Origin of the sequence: Pseudomonas sp. B707 (assembly GCF_022496685.1) — a bacterium.
GTDB classification, from domain to species: Bacteria; Pseudomonadota; Gammaproteobacteria; order Pseudomonadales; family Pseudomonadaceae; genus Aquipseudomonas; species Aquipseudomonas paraglycinae.
Genome location: NZ_WTVE01000011.1, coordinates 77570 through 95627, shown reverse-complemented (window position 1 = coordinate 95627; position 18058 = coordinate 77570). Strand labels below are relative to the sequence as shown.

Here is an 18058-nt window from a genome sequence, read left to right as displayed (position 1 = left end):
TCTCGTGTAGTACGCTTCGGGCGGCCGTTTGGCCGCCCTTTTTTTATGTTGCTGAAGTTGAGGGGTATTTTTGTCGGGCGTGAAGCACCCTCAGTATTTTGATATGGCCATTCACTCGATAAACCAGCAGATAGTTCGGATGAATCACCATTTCGCGAGTGCCAGGTACTCGGCCGGGTCGGTAACCATAAGGTATTGATGAAAGTCGCTGTGCTGCTGCACCCACCTTGTTTCTTAGCGAAATTGAAGCGTTGGTGTTGTGTTGCTCGATGTATTTGAAGATATCAGCCAGTTGACGCGAGGACTTGCTGCTCCATTCAAGCAGCAGAGCGGCGCTTCCTGCGCATCTCTTCCAGTATCTGGTCGAGCATTGCCATAACTTCATCATGGGGAATGCCAGGACTTGGATCATCAAGTGCATCCTGTACCTCCGCACGAAACCAGCGATCGTAGCTCTCTGCCTCTTCTTCGGATTCGAAGTCAGCGTAAAACGGGGAATGCAATATGCTCATAGTGATCTCCGTGATCAATTTCAGCAGTTTAAGGGGGAATGGCCCATTGTCGTCACTGGCAGACGATGCGCCCCATGAGCCCTTGAGGAACCATGAGGTAGCGGGACCCAGTATCTGCAAGTCCCCCTTTCAAATCTGCCGGACGTTTCCCATCGTTGTCCGGCAATCTCGACCGCCGCTGTAGGCCTGTTCCTACCCTCTGTTTTTCAGGTTTTCAGCCTACAAATCCGCGCGCACCTTCCTACAAATGCACTCAGAACGCATACGGAATACTCACCTTCGCCCACAACATTTCCCCCTCCGGCCGGTTCTCCACGTCGAATTCTTTGGCCCAGCGGATCTCGGCGCTGGCGTACTTGAGGAAGGTGAAGTGCAGCGCCGGGCCGATGGCGAAGACCTTGCCGCGTACGCCGTCATCAACGTCCTGGCCGGCGAATTGCACGGTGTGGCCGAACTGTTTGTCGTCGGTGGTCTGCTTGAGGTAGTAACCGTTGATACCGAGCATCAGGTCGTCGGTGATCTTGTAGCTGGCCGAGTAATCGAAGTGGAAGATCTGCCCGGACTTGTAGTCGGTGTCCTTGTTCTTCTCGTTAAAGCTGTAGGTGGTCTTCATCGACACCTCGGTGCGCTCGGTCGGCAACCAGGTGAAGGAGAACAGCGGTTTGTAGGTGTAGAAATTGTTGCTGGTGTTGGCCAGCCGATCCACGCTGTATTCGCCGGTGGGCACGGTGATTTCCACGGCGGCGCCGAGGGTCAGGTCCTTGCCCATGTCCCACAGGATGATCGGTGCGATGGTGGTATCGCCCATGCCTTCGCGGGTGTCGCTCAGGCCGAACACCGAGACTTCCTGTTTGAGCCACGGCTGGGCGATGTAACCGGCCAGACGTCCGCCTAAAATCCGCACCGGGCTCAGGTAATCGAGACGCGGGATGACGGCGGTGGATTCGATCTCGACATTCGGCACCTTGCCGCCGAGCGAACTGATGTTGAGCTTTCGTGACTTGTAGTGGTTGTAGTAGAGGTTGAAGGCGACCATGTTCTCCGGAAGGCTGTCGACTTCCAACGGCAGCATGAAAAAGCCGTCGGTGCCGGGGCCGATGTTGTCGACGCCGGCTTCGGTGGCCAGTGCTGGCAGGGTCGCGGCGCAGCCGAGCAGGCTCAGCGCCAGTCGCACAGGGAATGTCGCGCGGTTCGGGGTCATGTCCGTCCTCATTATTATTGTGTTTGGGCGCAACGCCGGCACGCAGGACGCCCGGCCACTATAGAAATAAGCCCTTGGCGCACGACAGGGCAGGGTATTGGCGGACACGTAAGGGGACTTCTGCGGACAGCCCGCCAACCCTGTGCTAACTTCCTTCGACATAACCGGTTACAAAAATAACAATTCAGCGTGATCCGGAATGTCAGCCTCCATGAACGTAAAAGTCCAAGACCCGACCTTCGAACTGGCGCTGGTGTCGCCATTTCTCCTGCAAACCCTGGCCGAAGTCGCCGCCAACAAGGGCATCGAGCCGCAGAGTCTGTGCCGTGGCCTGGGTTTTGATTTCGAGGATTTGCAGGATCCGGCGCAGAGGATTTCCTATCGCCAGGCCGTGGCCATGATCCAGCGTGCGCTTAAAGCGTTGCCCAATCAGGGGCTGGGACTGTGGGTCGGTGCGCAGAATGTGCTCGGTACGCTGGGGCTGCTGGGGCACGTGCTGTCGCTGTGCAAGACCTTGCGCGATGCGTTCGAAATCGGGATCCGGCATCAGCACACCTCCGGTGGGATCGTGGTTTCCAGCGTCGATGTGGTGGGCGATCAGGTGTACGTCGACGTTGAATGCCGGTTGCCGTTTGCCGAGGTGCAGGTGTTTGCGGTGGAAGAGTTTTTCGCCAGCCTGCTGGTCTATGGGCGGGCGCTGGTGGGCGAGACGTTCAAGCCGATTGCCGTGGAGTTCATGCACGCCGCGCCGGATTACCTGGATGAGTACCGGCGGCTGCTGGGGCCGGAGGTGCGCTTCGGGTGCCTGCACAACCGCATGCTGATCGACGTGCAATGGCTGGATGTGAACCTGCCCAACCACCATTCGCTGGCGCTGCGTCAGGCGGTCAAGTTGCTGGAGCTGGAGGCGGCGCAGGTTCATCAGAAACTCGATCTGATCCAGGCTGTGGAGCGGGCGATTGCGCGGGATCTGAGTCGGGGCAGTCACATTGAAAAGATTGCTGGTGACTTGAACATGAGCAGCCGTACTTTGCGTCGGCGGCTGACTGAGCATTCGTTGACGTTCGAGGCGTTGCTGGAGCAAGTGCGCCAGGCGCGAACCATGAGTTTGCTGGCCAATCCTGAGATGCCGATTGAGCGGATTACCGAGGAAGTCGGCTACAGCGACGTGCGCAGTTTTCGCCGGGCGTTCAAGCGTTGGACGGGGAAGAGTCCGAGTGCGTGGCGCGTAGAGAGTTCTGTGATTTGACTTGAGACCGATCTCCCTCACCCCAGCCCTCTCCCCGAGGGAGAGGGGGCCGACCGAGGTGTCTGGCGTGATACATCGACCTGAACGATTTGTGTCGATTATGGATTCACCATCGTTCGTTCAGGTCGGCGTACCTCCTCAATTTTCCCCAATCAGTTCCCTCTCCCTCCGGGAGAGGGCTAGGGTGAGGGGGCGCTTTTGAGGCCATTCAACTCCACACAAATCCTCCGCCTACAGTTAAACTCCGCGCTCTTTCCAAGGAGTCGACATGAGTTACTACCAGCCGGGCATCCTCGCCACCCCAGTTCCGCCGCAAGCACGTCATCTGTTTTTCGCCCTCGAGTCGGTTGAAGCGCTGCCGCAGGCGATCGACAACCTGCTGAACCTGGTGGACGGCAAGTCGGCGGTGGTCGGTTTCGGTGAATCCCTGGCCAAGGCCCTGAATGTGAACATCGACGGCCTGCGCAGCTTCCCGGCGCTGACCGGCGTTGGCGTGGAAAACCCGTCGACCCAGCACGCCCTGTGGGTCTGGCTGCACGGTGTCGACCGTGGCGATCTGCTCAATCGCAGCACCGCACTTGAGGCCGCACTGGCCCCGGCGCTGCGTCTGGTGCAGATGCAGGAAGCCTTCCGCCACAAGGACGGCCATGACCTCACCGGTTATGAAGACGGCACCGAAAACCCGCATGACGAAGCCGCTGTCGCCGCCGCACTGCAAAGTGAAGGCGCCGAGGGTCTGGTCGGTGGCAGCTTTGCCGCGATCCAGCAATGGCAGCACGACCTCAAGGGTTTCCATGCGCTGTCCGCCGAGGACAAGGACAACATCATGGGTCGTCGCCTGAGCGACAACGAAGAGATCGACGATGCCCCGGTGTCCGCCCACGTCAAGCGCACCGCCCAGGAAAGCTTCGCCCCGGAAGCCTTCGTCGTGCGTCGTTCGATGCCGTGGATCGAAGGCGACCGCGCCGGCCTGATGTTCCTGGCGTTCGGCTTCTCCCTCGATGCCTTTGAAGCGCAACTGCGCCGCATGAGCGGTCTGGAAGACGGCATCACCGACGGTCTCTATCGCATCAGCCGGCCGATCACCGGCGGCTACTACTGGTGCCCGCCGCTGCAAAACGGTCACCTCGATCTGCGCGCACTGCGCATCGGCTGAGGCACAAGAATGAACGTGGTGCGTTGGGGCATGATCGGTTGCGGCAGCGTCGCTGAACGCAAGAGCGGACCGGCCTTCTACAAGGCGCCCGGTTCGGCGTTGGTCGCAGTGATGGGGCGCCGCCTCGAAGCCGTGACCGATTACGCCGCGCGCCACGGCATCGATCGGACTTACACCGACGTCGATGCCTTGATCAACGACCCCGAGGTGGATGCGGTGTACATCGCCACGCCCCCCGACAGCCACCACGCCTACAGCCTGAAAGTCGCCGCCGCCGGCAAGCATTGCTGCGTGGAAAAACCCATGGCCCTCAATGCCGGGCAAAGCCGCGAGATGCAGCAGGTGTTTGCCGATGCCGGTTTGCACCTGTTCGTTTCTTACTACCGCCGTTCGTTGCCGCGCTTCCAGCAGGTGCGGCAATGGCTGGAGCAGGGGCGCATCGGTGAGGTGCGGCATCTGAGCTGGACGCTGACCAAGGCGCCATCGCCCAAGGATCTGGACGGTAGCGCAAACTGGCGCACCGATCCGGCGGTGGCCGGTGGCGGGTATTTTGCGGATCTGGCCAGTCATGGGTTTGACCTGTTCCAGTACCTGCTCGGCGACATCGTTGAAGTCGCCGGCTTCACCGCGCGTCAGGCCGGGTTGTATGCGGCGGAAGATGCGGTCAGCGCCAGTTGGCGATTCGCCTCGGGCGCGTTGGGCATGGGCTGCTGGAGTTTCGTTGCGGACCGGCGCGAGGATCGGGTCGAGATCATCGGCAGCCAAGGGCGGATCGGGTTTTCGGTGTTCGACGAGCATCCGGTCGAGCTGCATGCCGATGAACACATCAGCCTGGAAATCCCCCATCACGAACACATCCAGTGGCACCACGTACTGGGCATGAATGCGCAGATTCGCGGTGAGTCGCAGCACCCCGCAGTCGCCGCCGAAGCCCTCAAGACCGATTGGGTCATGGATCAGATCCTCAAGCGCCACTGAAGGCGCATCTAAGGTTATGCCCAAACAATATTTCTCAAGCTTGTCATAACGTCTCTAAGATCACATCATAACTCGTTATAACAAGTGATCCCGTGATGACCGATAACGTTCTCTCCCTTGGCAGCGTTCCTCTGCACACCCAACTGCGCGACGTGCTACGCGCCCGGATTCTCGACGGCGAATACCCGCAAGACAGCCAGATGCCGTCCGAAAGCGAGCTTGGCACGCTGTTCAAGGTCAGCCGCATCACCGTGCGCCAGGCCCTGGGCGATCTGCAGAAAGAAGGGCTGATCTTCAAGATCCACGGCAAAGGCACCTTCGTTGCCAAACCCAAGACCTTTCAAAACGTCAGCACCCTGCAAGGCCTAGCCGAGTCCATGACCGGCCGTGGCTACGAGGTGATCAACCGCCTGCGCAGCTTCAAATTCATCGCCGCCGACAAACTGGTCGCCGAGCGTTTGCAGGTCGCCGAAGGCGAAATCGTCGCGCAGATAAAGCGTGTACGGCTGATCAACCGCGAGCCGATTTCGCTGGAAATCACCTACCTGCCCAAAGCCGTCGGCGAGCGGCTGGAGAAGGCCGATCTGGTCACCCGCGACATCTTCCTGATCCTCGAAAACGACTGCGGCATCGCCCTCGGCCACGCCGATCTGGCCATCGACGCGGTGCTGGCCGACAGCGACCTGACCCAGGCGCTGAACGTCGAGGCCGGCTCGCCGATCATGCGCATCGAACGGCTGACCCATGACGCCAACGGCCAGCCGCTGGACTTCGAACACCTTTACTACCGTGGCGATGCGTTCCAGTACCGCCTGCGGATCGACCGGCAAAAAGGGGCCTGAACATGACCCGCAATACTCTCGAACAGGAATACGACATCGTCGTGATCGGCGGCGGCACTGCCGGCCCGATGGCCGCGATCAAGGCCAAGGAAAAGAACAAGGAACTGCGCGTGCTGCTGGTCGACAAGGCCAACGTCAAGCGCAGCGGCGCGATCAGCATGGGCATGGACGGCCTGAACAACGCGATCATCCCCGGCCATTCGACGCCCGAGCAGTACACCAAGGAAATCACCATCGCCAACGACGGCATCGTCAATCAGGCGGCGGTGTATGCCTACGCCACCCACAGCTTTGAAACCATCGAGCAGCTCGACCGCTGGGGCGTGAAGTTCGAGAAGGACGAGACCGGCGATTACGCGGTGAAGAAAGTCCACCACATGGGCGCCTACGTGCTGCCGATGCCCGAAGGGCACGACATCAAGAAAGTCCTGTATCGCCAGTTGAAGCGGGCGCGGGTGAGCATCACCAATCGACTGGTCTGCACCCGTTTGCTGACCGACGAGGAGGGCGCTGTCAACGGTGTGATGGGCTTCGATTGCCGCACCGCCGACTTCCATGTGATCAAAGCCAAGGCAGTGATCCTCGCCTGCGGCGCGGCCGGGCGACTCGGTCTGCCGTCCTCGGGTTATCTGATGGGCACCTACGAAAACCCGACCAATGCCGGCGACGGTTACGCCATGGCGTATCACGCCGGGGCCGAACTGGCGAACCTCGAGTGCTTCCAGATCAACCCGCTGATCAAGGACTACAACGGGCCGGCCTGCGCCTACGTCACCGGCCCGCTGGGTGGCTACACCGCCAACAACAAGGGCGAACGCTTCATCGAGTGCGATTACTGGAGCGGGCAGATGATGTGGGAGTTCCACCAGGAACTGGAGAGCGGCAACGGCCCGGTGTTCCTCAAACTCGATCATCTGGCCGAGGAAACCATCCAGAACATCGAGGAAATCCTCCACAGCAACGAGCGCCCGAGTCGCGGCCAGTTCCACGCCAATCGTGGCACCGACTACCGCACGCAGATGGTCGAGATGCACATCTCGGAAATCGGTTTTTGCAGCGGCCACTCGGCGTCCGGCGTGTGGGTAAATGAGCGGGCCGAAACGTCGGTGAAAGGTTTGTACTCGGCCGGTGACATGGCCGCCGTGCCGCACAACTACATGCTTGGCGCGTTCACTTACGGCTGGTTCGCGGGCAACAACGCGGCGGAGTTTGTCGCCGGGCGCGAGTTCTCTGCGCTGGATGCCGAGCAGATCAAGAAGGAAAAGGCCCGGGTCTATGCACCGCTGGATCGCGAGCATGGTCTGCCGCCGGCGCAGGTCGAGTACAAACTGCGGCGCTTCGTCAACGACTACCTGCAACCGCCGAAAGTGACCAAGAAAATGGAAATCGGCCTGCAACGCTTCAGCGACATCGAACGCGACCTCAACGAAATGAAGGCCAACAACGCCCACGAACTGATGCGCGCCATGGAAACCAGCGTGATCCGCGACTGCGCCGAAATGGCCGCCCGCGCTTCGCTGTTCCGCGCCGAAAGCCGCTGGGGCCTGTACCACTACCGCGTCGATCACCCGCAACGGGACGACCGCGAATGGTTCTGCCACTGCCACCTGAAAAAGGGCGAGGACGGGCGCATGACCAGTTTCAAGAAAGCCGTCGAGCCTTACATCATCCCGCTCGACGCCGAGGAAATGCAGGCTTACGACCGCCTTCGGGTCGGCGCTTTCGCCGCTTGATGCACCACTAGAGAGAGTCCGAACCATGGCCTATCAAGCTCAGGAAATCTTCTTCCGCTCCAACGCCCCCGTCACCGTGGACGAGGACAAATGCATCGCCGAAAAGGGCTGCACCGTGTGCGTCGACGTCTGCCCGATGGACCTGCTGGCGATCAACCCGGCCACGCAAAAGGCCTACATGGCCTTCGATGAATGCTGGTACTGCATGCCGTGCGAAAAGGACTGCCCGACCGGTGCGGTGAAAGTCGAAATCCCGTATCTGCTTCGCTAAAACGCTATCCGGCAACACCGGACGCCTGATTCAACACACCCCTCGTTTCCCACCGCGCCCTGATCGCGGCGGAGACGAACATCCTATAAATGATTCGAGGGGATTCAACCATGTTGCGTGCAGCAATCGCCGGTCTGGTACTGGCTTCGTTCACCCTGTCGGCCTCGGCCGAAACCATCCGCATTGCCATCGGCACCCAGGACACCACCATCAACTGCGCCGCCGGCGGTTTGTTGATTCGCGAGCTGGGCCTGCTCGACAAATACCTGCCTCACGACGGCGCCTACAAAGACGCCAAGTACGACGTGCAGTGGAAGAACTTCACCAGCGGCGCACCGCTGACCAATGAGATGGTCGCCGGCAAACTCGACTTCGGCGCCATGGCCGATTTCCCCGGTGCGTTCAACGGCGTGGCGTTTGAAACCGCCGGCAAACACAGCCTGTTCATCAGCGTGTTGTCGGGCAGCATCAAGGGCAGCGGCAACGGCATCGTGGTGCCGAGCGCGTCCGGCGTGCAGTCGCTGAGTGAGCTCAAGGGCAAGACCATTTCCGTACCGTTTGCGTCCACTGCTCACGGCATGTTGCTGCGCGCCGTGGCGGAGCAGGGCTGGGATCCGCTCAAGGACGTGAACATCATCGCCCAACCGCCAGAGGTCGCAGGCTCCGCGTTGCAGGCCGGCAAGATCGACGCCCACGCCGACTTCGTGCCGTTCGCCGAACTGTTCCCGAGCCGTGGCTTCGCTCGCAAGATCTACGACGGCGCCCAGGCCAATGCGCCGACCTTCCACGGTGCGCTGGTCGATCAGGCCTACGCGAAAAAGTACCCGGAAATCGTCGTCGCCTACCTGCGTGCGAGCATCGAGGCCAATCAACTGCTGGCCGCCGAACCGGAGAAATACAGCGAACTGATCGCCAAGGTGACTGGCGTCGATGCTGAGGTCAATTACCTGTTCCACGGCCCGCTGGGCGTGCAGACCCGCGACCTGAGCTGGAAGCCGGAGTATCGCCAGGCTGTGGGCACCGCGATTGACACGTTGAAGCTGCTGAAGAAGGCCGATCGCGGGCTCGATCTGAATACCTTTATTGACGATCAGTACATTCGTGCGGCGTTCAAGGCTTCGAATCTGGATTACACGGCGCAACTGGCCAGCTACGCGCAGACGCCATTGAAGTCTGTCGATGCGGTGACTGGAAAAGCTATCAGCGATTTCAGTCATGTCGCGGAAATCTGGGTGCGCGGCGAGGACAGGGTTCGGCGGTATGCCTCGGCTGAAGAGGCGTTCACCGCACTGGCGGGCCTGAAGTCGGAAGGCAAGAACATCCGGGCGGTGTATGCCCAGGCGAGTGACAGCGGGATCAAGTTGCTGGCGGAGCAGGCGTGGTTTGCCAGTGATGCGAAGGGGCGGCTCAGCGCGTTTTTGCTCAAGGGGCAGGCGCAGCAATTTGCTTCGGCGCAGGGCGGGAAGGTGTTTGACTTCACCGATGCCACGACCCAGGCCGTGGCTGCACGTTAACAGCAGATCAAAAGCTCCCCCTCACCCTAACCCTCTCCCGGAGGGAGAGGGGACTGACGGTGTTGTTCTGAAGAGTTACGCCGACCTGAGATATCGAGCCGAACTCAGGTTTGAAAATCATGAACATCTGCTCGTTCTCGAGTCGGGTACAGGTTTTGAAAGGCTTGAAGATCTGCCCCCTTTCCCCCTCGCCCCCTTGGGGGCGGTCCGACGTTTCGGGAGGGCTGGGGTGAGGGGGTTCGATCTCAGTCATCACACGGAATTCCGATCCATGAAAATCCCGAAAGCCCGCTGGACCACCAGAGCAACCTCCATAGCGTTCTGCCTGCTCTTCTGGCAACTAGCCGCCAGCCACCACTGGAACCTCGGCCTCGTCACCTTCGCCAACGTCCCGACCCCGCTGGCCGTGATCGAAGCCGCGCTCGGCCTCGGTGACTCCGGCAAGCTCATCCAGCACCTGAGCGCGAGCCTCGGCCGGGTCTTTGCCGGTTACCTCGCGGCGCTGGTGATCGGCATCGCCCTGGGCCTGGCCATCGGCCGTTCGAAGTGGGCCGAAGACCTGCTGCTGCCACCGCTGGAAGTGCTGCGCCCAATCCCCGCCGTGGCATGGATTCCACTGGCCATCCTGATGTTCCCATCCTCCGAACTGTCGATGGTCTTCATCACCTTCACCGGCGCGCTGTTCCCGATCCTGCTCAACACCGTGCACGGCGTCGAAGGCGTCGACCCGCGTCTGATCGCCTCGGCCAAAAGCCTCGGGGCAGGGCGTCGGGCGATCCTGCTGGAAGTGATCCTGCCAGGCGCCGCGCCGAGCATCATCACCGGCCTCGCGATCGGCATGGGCACGTCGTGGTTCTGTCTGGTGACCGCCGAAATGATCTCCGGCCAGTTCGGCATCGGTTACTACACCTGGGAGTCCTACACCATCCAGAACTACGCCGACATCGTGGTCGGCATGTTGCTGATCGGCGTGTTGGGCATGGGCAGCAGCCTGCTGATCAAACGCTTGGGCGGGCTGTTCACGCCCTGGCATCGACCACGAGGAAAAGCCTGATGAGCGTGATGCAAACCCCGGAAGGGCGGATCGATATCCGCCAGTTGTCCATCGTCCTCGGCGAAGGTCGGCAAGCGTTCGAAGCGGTGCAGGGGCTGGATTGCCAGATCGAACCCGGCCAGTTCGTGTGCATTCTCGGCCCGTCCGGTTGCGGCAAATCGACCTTGCTCGGTGCGCTGGCCGGGCATCTGCAACCCCATGGCGGGCAGTTGAAAGTCGATGGCACCGAAGTGTCCGGCCCGTCACCGCAACGCGGCATGGTGTTCCAGCATCACACCCTGTTCCCGTGGCGCACGGTGCGCGACAACGTTGCCTTCGGCCTGAAGATGCGCGGCATCGGCAAGGCCGAGCGCCATCGCGCCGCCGATGAAATCCTCAAACTGGTCGGCCTCGAAGGTTTCGCCGAGCGCTGGCCCGATCAGCTTTCCGGCGGCATGCAGCAACGGGTGGAAATCGCCCGGGTGCTGGTCAATCGCCCCCGGCTGTTGCTGATGGACGAGCCCTTCGGCGCACTGGACGCGCTGACCCGCCTGAACATGCAGGAATTGCTGCTGGATATCTGGACGCGAATTCGCACCACCGTGGTGTTCGTCACCCATGACATCGACGAAGCGCTGTTCCTCGCCGACCGCTTGCTGGTGATGAGTGCACGGCCGGGGCGGATCATTGAAGACCTGCGCCTGGATTTCCCTCGGCCACGCACCACCGAACTGGTGACCAGCCACGAGTTCTCGCGCCTCAAGCGCCACTGCCTCGACCTGCTGCGCCACGACAACGACCGACCGCTGCCGCGCCTCAACCCGCTCGGCCTGCCTCCCGAAAACGCCTTGCCGAGATTTGCCCTGTGACTTCATTTTTTGCTGTGACCGATAACGACGACATTCTCGCCCTGCAACCACGCCTCACCGCTGATGACGCCGGTGTACGGCGGATTGCCCTGATCGATCTGGCCGACCTCGAAGAGCCGGACGGTCTGCTCTGGCTGGTCGAGCGCCTGGCCGAAGACCCCGCCGAAGAAGTGCGTGCCGAAGCGGCGCGTCTGTTGGAAGCCTGGGAAGACGAGCCGGTGGTTGAAGCGCTGTGCCAGGCGCTGACGGATCCGTCGCCGGCGGTGCAAGCCGCTGCGGCGCAGAGCCTGAGCCTGCTCAAGACCGAAGCGGCGGGCAGGGTGATTCTGCCGTGGACCGCCCATTCCGAAACCGGCGTGCGGATTGCCGCGTTCCGGGCCTTGCGCGAGTTGCGTTTCCCCGGCGCTGCGCCGGCCGCCATTCAGGCGCTGAGTGATGCCGATGCCAGCGTCCGTCGCGAAGCCGTCGGCGTGCTCGGCTGGCTCAAGCAACTCGACGCGTTGCCAGCCCTGGCCCGCCTGGCGAGTGATGACCCGGACACCGAAGTGCGCCGCGCCGCCACCGGCGCCCTGGGTCTGGCAAGTGACGCCGAAGTACTGCCCGCATTGCGTCAGGCCTTGCAGGACCAGGCCTGGCAAGTGCGCGAAGAAGCCGCGACCACCCTCGGCAAGGTCGGCCACACCGACGCCGGGCCGGCGCTGATCGAAGCCTTGGCCGACGACTACTGGCAGGTGCGCCTGCGCGCCACCCGCAGCCTCGGGCGCCTCAAGTACGTCGCTGCCCTCGACGCCCTGATCGACACCCTCGGTCATCGCATCAGTAACCTGCGCAAGGAAGCCGCGCTGGCCCTCGGCGAATTGAACGATCGTGGGGCGGTGGCGGCGTTGCAGGCCGCGCAGGACGACGGCGACCCGGAAGTGCGCAAAGCCGTGCGGATTGCCTTGAGTCAGCTGCAATGAATCCGCTGTCGGTCGGCAATTCCCAAAGTGAACACCGGTTACGGCTGAGCTGGCCGGATGGCCGCGAGCAGTTGCTCGACCATGCCGAACTGCGCCGCCAGTGCCCGTGCTCGCAATGCCGGGCATTTCGCCTGCGGGGCTCGCCGCCCATGGTTGACCCGCGTGTGCGGGTCATCGAATTGAACGCTCAGGGCTACGGCCTGCAACTGGTGTTCAGCGATGGCCATCAGCGCGGGATTTACCCGTGGGCCTATCTGGCGCAGCTGGAGGGGATCACTGTCCCGCCGTCATCGCCGGCCGGCAGCCATGGAAAATATCCAGCCCCGGCTGATACAGCGACGTCCTGACTTCGAACAACCCGAGCACCGAATGGAACAGGTTGTCGTGGCTCAGATCCGGCTGGCTGCTTTTGCCTTGCAGGCAGGCTCGGTCGATGCCCAGTTGCGCCAGGGTGTTGTTGCCGAACCACATCACCATCGGCACATGGGTCTGGGCTTCCGGCGCCAGCGCATAGGGCGCGGCGTGCAGGTAGAGGCCGTTCTCGCCCAGTGATTCGCCATGGTCGGACACGTACAGCATCGATGTATCGAGGTGGTCCTGATTGCGTTTGAGCAGCTCGATTACCTTGGCCAGGAAATGGTCGGTGTAGAGGATCGTGTTGTCGTAGACGTTGACCAGTTCGTCATGGCTGCAACTGCCCAGCTGATTGGTGTGGCAGATCGGTTTGAAGCGCTCCATGTCCTTGGGGTAGCGCTCGTAGTATTCCGGGCCGTGGCTGCCGTCGGCGTGCAGGACGATGATCGCGTTGCCCTTGAGGCTGTCGATGTAGCCTTGCAGGTCGGCCAGCAGCGCTTCGTCGAGGCAGTTGTTGCCGTCGCAGAACGGCCCCGGTCGATTCTTCGCGATGTCGCGGTTCGGCACGCGCAGGCAGGTGCCTTTGCAGTCGCTGTTGTTGTCCAGCCACAGCACCTGCACGCCGGCCCGTTGCAGGATGTCCAGCAGGCCTTGGTAGGTTTTGCCTTTCTTGTCGCTGTAGTCCTCGCGCGGGAACATCGAGAACATGCACGGCACCGACACCGCTGTCGAGGTGCCGCAGGAATGCACATTGGTGAAATTGAGGATGTCGAGTTTGCTCAGCTCGGGATTGGTCTCGCGCTCATAGCCGTTGAGCGAGAAATGGTCGGCCCGGGCGGTTTCGCCGACCACGAACACCATCAGCGATTTCTTCTCGCGGGAGGCCGCCTTGGCGCTCATCACCGCGTCTTCGCCGATGGCCTGCACCACAAAATGCTTTTTGATCCCCAGCCGTTGCTTGGTGTATTTGCTGATCGCGTAGATGTAGTTGGTCGGGTTGATGAAGTGGGTGAGTTTGTCTTCCTCGCGAAAGATCGGCGCGTAGGTCGAATAGAACGCGCCCACCGAAGCGCCGATCACCAGCACGCAGGCCACAATCACCAGCACCTTGTTCAGCAAGCCCCGAAAGAACGGCCGATACACCACCGGCCAGCGCCAGATCAGCATGGCCGGCAACACGCCGAGCAACAGCACGTAAGCCAACAGTTTGCCGCTGAACAGCGCGGTGGCTTCCCCGGGGTTGGTTTCGAACACGTTCTGGATCATCACCGTGTCGATGGTGATTCCGTATTCGTTCATGAAATACGCCGCGCAGGCCGAGAGCAGGGCCACCAGCGTCAGCGCCGGTTTCAGCGTCCAGCGAAACGAGATCAGTGTCAGCAGCAGCGTGATCGCCGCCCAGAGAAACAGTCCGAAGGACGCGAAGAACGCCAGTTTGTGCGCGCCTTGCAAGGTAATCAGCGTTCCCAGCGCCTTCCAGGTCGCCAGGTTGTACAGCGCCACCAGTGCCAGCGAAAACAGCAGCACCAGGCGGGTCGGAGTGATGGACGGTAAACGCAGTCCTTTGCCCAAAGCCATTTCGATACTTTCCTCTACGTCAGTCGAAAACCCATACGGTTACGCGCGTAACTGTAGAAGAGCATTGGTAAAAATTCCGTAAACATCCGGTAACAAAATCACGGTAAGTGCAAAAAATGTGGGCGCCAGCAGGCCGGCTCCCACGGGAGGTTTGCGGCGGGTCAGAAGGATTTGCTGACGCTGGCGACTACCGTCGCCGTGCGCACGTCCTCGAAGCCCCAACTGCTCAGGCACTGGCTCTGCGAGAGGTCGGTGTCGATGTAGCTCAGGCCCAGCACCATGCCGGCCAGGCTGTGGGTCAGTTTGACTTCCCACTCCCGGTAGGACTCTTCGCTGTGGCCGGACGCCGAATACATATGCGGGTCCTTGAAGTCCATGTTGCCGTAGCGCAGCTTCAGCCCGGAATCCAACGGCAATTCGGTTTCATAGCCGATGTAGCTGTAGAGCGAACTCTGTTTGCTGTCGATGCCCGGCGCGTCACTGGAGTAATAGGCCGCGAGTTTCACGCCGTAAGCGCTGAGAATCGAGTACACCTCGCTCTGGTTGAACTGGCTCTCCTTGGGATACGCGTATTTGATGTAGCCCAGATCCAGGCTCACGGTCTCGGTTGCCTGCCACAGCCAGCCGGCGTAGTAATCGACTTCCTGACGGGTTTTCAGGCCGCCACCGAAATCGACGTTCGAGCTCCACGCGCCGAGGTACAGGCCGCTGCTGTGGGCCAGGGTCAGACCGGCCTGTACGGCCGGGTCGTTCTGGGTCTGGGAGATGCCGCGGGTGCGGTAGTCGCTGGCCAGGGTCAGGTCGACCAGCACCGCGAAATCATCGTTCAGGGGGATTGCGTGGCTGCTCAAGGGCAGCAGGCTCAAGGAAGTGAGGGCGAGCAGGGGCAAGGCTTTCATGTGAAGTCCCGTTGTTGTGGTTGTTATGGGCAGGAAGCGGGCAAGGCTGCGCCGGACCCCGGCGACGGGCGCGGGGTCGGGCAGCGGGTACGGCGATTGTTATTAGAGGGTAGGGGCGTAGACCTGGCGGCCGGCGAACCAGGTTTGCAGCACCTGGGTGTCATGCAGGGCTTTGTCATCGACGCTGAACACGTCGCGATCGAGCACGATGAAATCGGCCTGTTTGCCGGGGCTCAGCGAGCCGATCTGTTGCTCCAGGCCGATAGTCCGCGCGGCGTTGGCGGTGTAGGCGTAGAACATGGTTTCGCGGTCCAGGCGTTCGTCGGCGTTGAGCACGCCCAGCGGCCCGGTGCGGGTGATGGCCTGGGCCATTGCATTCCACGGGTTCGGCGAGGACACCGGCCAGTCGCTGGCGCCGGCAATCGTCGCGCCTTGCTTGAGCAGCGAATGCGCCGGGTATTGATAGCGGAAGGCGAGGGCACTGACGTAAGGCTTGATCATGTCGGTGGTGTAGTCGTCGGCGCTGGCCCACAGCAGCTGCATCGAGGCAATCACGTTCAACGGCTTGAAGCGGGCGAACTCCTTCGGGTTGACCATTTGCAGGTGCGTGATCGAGTGCGTCACGCCGCTCTGCCGGTCCTTGCGCGCTTGGGCGATGCCGTTCAGGGATTCGCGCACCGCGCGGTCGCCGATGGCGTGGATGTGCACCAGCCAGCCGCGCTGGTCGATGGCGCTGACCAGTTCGCCGAAGTGCTGCGGATCAATCAGCAACTCGCCTTGTTTGTGCGAGTTGCTGTAGGGATCGATCATCGCCGCGCTCTGGGCCGGGTATTCGATCACGCCGTCGGCGAAGATCTTGATTCCCGGCAGCGTCAGATTGGGAATGCCCTGAAATTGCCGGCGCACCTTGTCGAGGGTATCGAGATCGGCCGGTACGCTTTTCGGATTGGCCACCAGCAGCGCGGCGACGTGGGCGGTCATGCCGCCGCTGTCCGACAGGGCTTTATAAGCTGGCAATACGCCGACAGTTTTCTCGGTGGGCTTGAGGGCGAACAGCGGCTCGCCCGGCGCGGCGTTGGCGGCGGGGTCCATCCACGCGGTGATGCCGAGGCTGTTGTTGAAACGCACTGCCGATTGCGCGGCCTTGAGCATGTCGGCGGGGCTCGGCACCGGCATTTTCGAGGCGACCCGATCCCAGCCGGCGTCGACCACAAAGCCGTTCGGTTCACCGTTGGGCAGTTTGCCGATGGTGTCTTTTTCTGCGTCCGGCAGGTTTTTCAGCAGCGCGGCGTCGATGCCCGCACGCTTGAGCATGACGTTGTTGGCCCATGCGGTGTGGTGATCGCTGCCGGTGAACACCACTGGCACGTCGGCCCATTCGCCGTTATTGAAGATTTTGCCCAATGCCTCAGCCTTGGCCCAATACGCCGAGCTCATGCCGGCCACGCTCAACACATCGCCATGCCGGGCCTTGCCGTCGTCACGCCAGCCGCGCAGGCGTTTTTCCAGTTCATCCAGACCGACCACGTCGTCTTCCATGTTGGCCGAGACCATTTCCAGTCCGCCGAAAATCGCGTGGGAATGGCTGTCGATCAGGCCGGGCATCAGCGCCTGGCCTTTGAGGTCGATCACCTGGGTGCCGGGCTCGATCAAGGCCTTGATCTGCGCATCCGTGCCGACTTTCAGCACCTTGCCGTTCTCCACGGCCAGTGCCTGAACCTTCGGTTGAGCGCGGTCGGCGGTGAAAATCTTGCCATTGAGCAGCACCAGATCGGTGGCGGCCATGGCTTCCATCGAGGCAAAACTCACAGCGGCGATCAGCAGATTTTTTGTGAAATGCGGGATGAATCTTTTCATTGAACATTTCCTTGTTATTGCGTCTGATGGCCAGATTAGTGGCTGCCAACGCCCGACAGAACGCCTTCCTCACGAAAAACGTTTTTGCCTGAATGGAAAAAGCATGGACAAGCTGGGTGCACTGAAAATGTTCGTGGTCACCGCGCAGCTCGGCAGTTTCAGCCGCGCTGCCGAGCAACTGGGCAAGACTCCGTCGGCCCTGACCAAAGCGGTCAATCACTTGGAATCCGAGCTTGGTGCGCGGCTGTTCGAGCGCAGTACTCGGCGGATTTTGCTGACCGAAATCGGCCGGCTCTATCTGGAAACCGCACGCCAGGTGTTGCAGCGGCTGGACGAGGCCAGCGAGGAAATCGAGCAGTTGCAGCACGGTCTGCGCGGCAGCCTGAAAATCACCGCGCCGCTGGCCTACGGGCGGGCGTTTCTCGATCAGGTGTGTGACGGCTTTTTGCAGCAATACCCGCAGATCAGCCTGCAAGTGGATTTGTGCGACGAATTCGTCAATCTGCTGGAAAGCGGCTACGACCTGGCGTTGCGCGAGGGGCATGACGACTTGCCGGGGCTGATCGCCCGGGTGGTCGGCAGCAATCGCCTGGCGCTGTGCGGCAGCCCCGAATACCTGGCGCGCAAGGGCTTGCCGGTGACGCCGCAAACCCTCGATCAGCATGAATGGCTGCTGTATCGGCATCCGTTGCTCAGCCGCGAATTCTGGTGGGCCGAACGCGACGGCCAGCGCCTGAGCCTGGCGCAACCGGCGGCGCCGCTGTTGCGCAGTGACAATTACGATTTGCTGCTGGCCAGCGCCCTGGCCGGGCGCGGCTTGCTGCACACGCCATTGTGGAGCGCTGCGCCGTACATCGCCGCCGGGCGACTGGTGCGAGTCATGGCGGATTACGACATCGATCCGGACAGTTTTGGCCCGCACATTCTGGCGGTGTACCCGAGCCATCGGCGGGCGACGGCCAAGGTTGTGGCGTTTATCGACTACATCGCGGGGTTTCTGGCGGAGCGCGGTTTGAGCTGACTGGCGGTGCTTGTCAGGAAAATCCCACAGGA

At 61.5% G+C, this 18058-nt stretch carries 18 protein-coding genes and 1 pseudogene; 12 read left to right on the top strand and 7 right to left on the bottom strand.

Annotated elements, in window-relative coordinates:
- Positions 1-43: 43 nt before the first annotated feature.
- The 3 genes from GQX66_RS04345 to GQX66_RS04335 all read right to left on the bottom strand — a co-directional run bounded on the left by GQX66_RS04345 (position 44) and on the right by GQX66_RS04335 (position 1713).
- The gene (locus GQX66_RS04345) at positions 44-385 is read right to left on the bottom strand and encodes a type II toxin-antitoxin system RelE/ParE family toxin (RefSeq protein ID WP_102687584.1); all 342 of its coding nucleotides are present in this window, start codon (positions 383-385) and stop codon (positions 44-46) included.
- A complete protein-coding gene (locus GQX66_RS04340; protein WP_102687631.1) occupies positions 318-512 on the bottom strand; it encodes a stability determinant in 195 nt (64 codons plus the stop codon). Before GQX66_RS04340 ends, GQX66_RS04345 begins: the two co-directional genes overlap by 68 nt.
- A 253-nt stretch (positions 513-765) precedes the next feature.
- Positions 766-1713 (bottom strand): transporter, encoded by a 948-nt coding sequence (locus GQX66_RS04335; RefSeq protein ID WP_102687585.1) that lies wholly within the window; start codon positions 1711-1713, stop codon positions 766-768.
- Between the two features lie 211 nt (positions 1714-1924).
- Between GQX66_RS04335 and GQX66_RS04330 the strand changes: the two genes are divergently transcribed.
- The 7 genes from GQX66_RS04330 (at position 1925) to GQX66_RS04300 (ending at position 9456) form a co-directional block, all read left to right on the top strand.
- Complete coding sequence (locus GQX66_RS04330; RefSeq protein WP_240866861.1) at positions 1925-2962, top strand: AraC family transcriptional regulator; 1038 nt, start codon at positions 1925-1927, stop codon at positions 2960-2962.
- Positions 2963-3230: 268 nt separating this feature from the next.
- Positions 3231-4118 carry a Dyp-type peroxidase gene (locus GQX66_RS04325; protein ID WP_102687587.1) on the top strand — a complete coding sequence of 296 codons (888 nt, stop codon included), beginning with the start codon at positions 3231-3233 and terminating at the stop codon, positions 4116-4118.
- A gap of 9 nt (positions 4119-4127) precedes the next feature.
- Complete coding sequence (locus tag GQX66_RS04320; RefSeq protein ID WP_085745446.1) at positions 4128-5096, top strand: Gfo/Idh/MocA family oxidoreductase; 969 nt, start codon at positions 4128-4130, stop codon at positions 5094-5096.
- 95 nt (positions 5097-5191) lie between these two features.
- Positions 5192-5938, top strand: a complete 747-nt coding sequence (locus GQX66_RS04315) for a GntR family transcriptional regulator (RefSeq protein WP_085603142.1) — start codon at positions 5192-5194, stop codon at positions 5936-5938.
- A 2-nt stretch (positions 5939-5940) separates the two neighbouring features.
- The gene (locus GQX66_RS04310; protein WP_240866858.1) at positions 5941-7671 is read left to right on the top strand and encodes a fumarate reductase/succinate dehydrogenase flavoprotein subunit; all 1731 of its coding nucleotides are present in this window, start codon (positions 5941-5943) and stop codon (positions 7669-7671) included.
- A 25-nt stretch (positions 7672-7696) separates the two neighbouring features.
- On the top strand, positions 7697-7942 hold the full coding sequence (locus GQX66_RS04305; RefSeq protein WP_007959413.1) for a ferredoxin family protein: 246 nt from the start codon (positions 7697-7699) through the stop codon (positions 7940-7942).
- 110 nt (positions 7943-8052) lie between these two features.
- Positions 8053-9456, top strand: a complete 1404-nt coding sequence (locus tag GQX66_RS04300; protein WP_102718865.1) for an ABC transporter substrate-binding protein — start codon at positions 8053-8055, stop codon at positions 9454-9456.
- 7 nt (positions 9457-9463) lie between these two features.
- Here GQX66_RS04300 and GQX66_RS04295 read toward each other — a convergent pair whose 3' ends face one another.
- A complete protein-coding gene (locus GQX66_RS04295) occupies positions 9464-9709 on the bottom strand; it encodes a hypothetical protein (protein ID WP_134022420.1) in 246 nt (81 codons plus the stop codon).
- 18 nt (positions 9710-9727) lie between these two features.
- On the opposite strand from GQX66_RS04295, the gene GQX66_RS04290 reads away from it, so the two are divergent.
- The 4 genes and pseudogenes from GQX66_RS04290 to GQX66_RS04275 form a co-directional block, all read left to right on the top strand.
- Positions 9728-10510, top strand: coding sequence for an ABC transporter permease (locus tag GQX66_RS04290; RefSeq protein WP_041475308.1), 783 nt, complete (start codon positions 9728-9730; stop codon positions 10508-10510).
- Entirely contained in the window at positions 10510-11358 is an 849-nt protein-coding gene (locus GQX66_RS04285) for an ABC transporter ATP-binding protein (RefSeq protein ID WP_240866845.1), read from the top strand. The genes GQX66_RS04290 and GQX66_RS04285 overlap by 1 nt, the downstream gene beginning before the upstream one ends.
- Positions 11355-12317: a HEAT repeat domain-containing protein gene (locus GQX66_RS04280; RefSeq protein ID WP_240866843.1), complete on the top strand. Its 963-nt coding sequence runs from the start codon at positions 11355-11357 to the stop codon at positions 12315-12317. Before GQX66_RS04285 ends, GQX66_RS04280 begins: the two co-directional genes overlap by 4 nt.
- Positions 12314-12577, top strand: a pseudogene (locus tag GQX66_RS04275) (DUF971 domain-containing protein); the annotation flags it as partial. The gene GQX66_RS04280 and the pseudogene GQX66_RS04275, both read left to right, overlap by 4 nt.
- A 13-nt stretch (positions 12578-12590) precedes the next feature.
- Here the strand turns inward: GQX66_RS04275 and GQX66_RS04270 are convergent.
- From GQX66_RS04270 to GQX66_RS04260, 3 genes are all read right to left on the bottom strand, one after another.
- Entirely contained in the window at positions 12591-14249 is a 1659-nt protein-coding gene (locus GQX66_RS04270; RefSeq protein ID WP_240866840.1) for a phosphoethanolamine--lipid A transferase, read from the bottom strand.
- Between the two features lie 161 nt (positions 14250-14410).
- Positions 14411-15148, bottom strand: a complete 738-nt coding sequence (locus GQX66_RS04265; protein WP_240866826.1) for a TorF family putative porin — start codon at positions 15146-15148, stop codon at positions 14411-14413.
- A gap of 102 nt (positions 15149-15250) precedes the next feature.
- Positions 15251-17005 carry an amidohydrolase gene (locus GQX66_RS04260; RefSeq protein ID WP_240866809.1) on the bottom strand — a complete coding sequence of 585 codons (1755 nt, stop codon included), beginning with the start codon at positions 17003-17005 and terminating at the stop codon, positions 15251-15253.
- Positions 17006-17108: 103 nt separating this feature from the next.
- Here GQX66_RS04260 and GQX66_RS04255 point away from each other — a divergent pair, with 103 nt between their 5' ends.
- Positions 17109-18026: a LysR family transcriptional regulator gene (locus GQX66_RS04255; protein ID WP_102687594.1), complete on the top strand. Its 918-nt coding sequence runs from the start codon at positions 17109-17111 to the stop codon at positions 18024-18026.
- Positions 18027-18058: the final 32 nt, after the last annotated feature.

Excerpts from the sequence above, each read along its gene's own strand:
- GQX66_RS04315 (WP_085603142.1), top strand. The coding sequence starts at position 5,192 with ATGACCGATAACGTTCTCTCCCTTGGCAGCGTTCCTCTGCACACCCAA.
- GQX66_RS04290 (WP_041475308.1), top strand. The coding sequence starts at position 9,728 with ATGAAAATCCCGAAAGCCCGCTGGACCACCAGAGCAACCTCCATAGCG.
- GQX66_RS04310 (WP_240866858.1), top strand. The coding sequence starts at position 5,941 with ATGACCCGCAATACTCTCGAACAGGAATACGACATCGTCGTGATCGGC.
- GQX66_RS04335 (WP_102687585.1), bottom strand. The coding sequence starts at position 1,713 with ATGACCCCGAACCGCGCGACATTCCCTGTGCGACTGGCGCTGAGCCTG.
- GQX66_RS04340 (WP_102687631.1), bottom strand. The coding sequence starts at position 512 with ATGAGCATATTGCATTCCCCGTTTTACGCTGACTTCGAATCCGAAGAA.
- GQX66_RS04265 (WP_240866826.1), bottom strand. The coding sequence starts at position 15,148 with ATGAAAGCCTTGCCCCTGCTCGCCCTCACTTCCTTGAGCCTGCTGCCC.
- GQX66_RS04285 (WP_240866845.1), top strand. The coding sequence starts at position 10,510 with ATGAGCGTGATGCAAACCCCGGAAGGGCGGATCGATATCCGCCAGTTG.
- GQX66_RS04345 (WP_102687584.1), bottom strand. The coding sequence starts at position 385 with ATGAAGTTATGGCAATGCTCGACCAGATACTGGAAGAGATGCGCAGGA.
- GQX66_RS04320 (WP_085745446.1), top strand. The coding sequence starts at position 4,128 with ATGAACGTGGTGCGTTGGGGCATGATCGGTTGCGGCAGCGTCGCTGAA.
- GQX66_RS04255 (WP_102687594.1), top strand. The coding sequence starts at position 17,109 with ATGGACAAGCTGGGTGCACTGAAAATGTTCGTGGTCACCGCGCAGCTC.
- GQX66_RS04325 (WP_102687587.1), top strand. The coding sequence starts at position 3,231 with ATGAGTTACTACCAGCCGGGCATCCTCGCCACCCCAGTTCCGCCGCAA.
- GQX66_RS04295 (WP_134022420.1), bottom strand. The coding sequence starts at position 9,709 with ATGACTGAGATCGAACCCCCTCACCCCAGCCCTCCCGAAACGTCGGAC.
- GQX66_RS04305 (WP_007959413.1), top strand. The coding sequence starts at position 7,697 with ATGGCCTATCAAGCTCAGGAAATCTTCTTCCGCTCCAACGCCCCCGTC.
- GQX66_RS04330 (WP_240866861.1), top strand. The coding sequence starts at position 1,925 with ATGAACGTAAAAGTCCAAGACCCGACCTTCGAACTGGCGCTGGTGTCG.
- GQX66_RS04270 (WP_240866840.1), bottom strand. The coding sequence starts at position 14,249 with ATGGCTTTGGGCAAAGGACTGCGTTTACCGTCCATCACTCCGACCCGC.
- GQX66_RS04300 (WP_102718865.1), top strand. The coding sequence starts at position 8,053 with ATGTTGCGTGCAGCAATCGCCGGTCTGGTACTGGCTTCGTTCACCCTG.
- GQX66_RS04260 (WP_240866809.1), bottom strand. The coding sequence starts at position 17,005 with ATGAAAAGATTCATCCCGCATTTCACAAAAAATCTGCTGATCGCCGCT.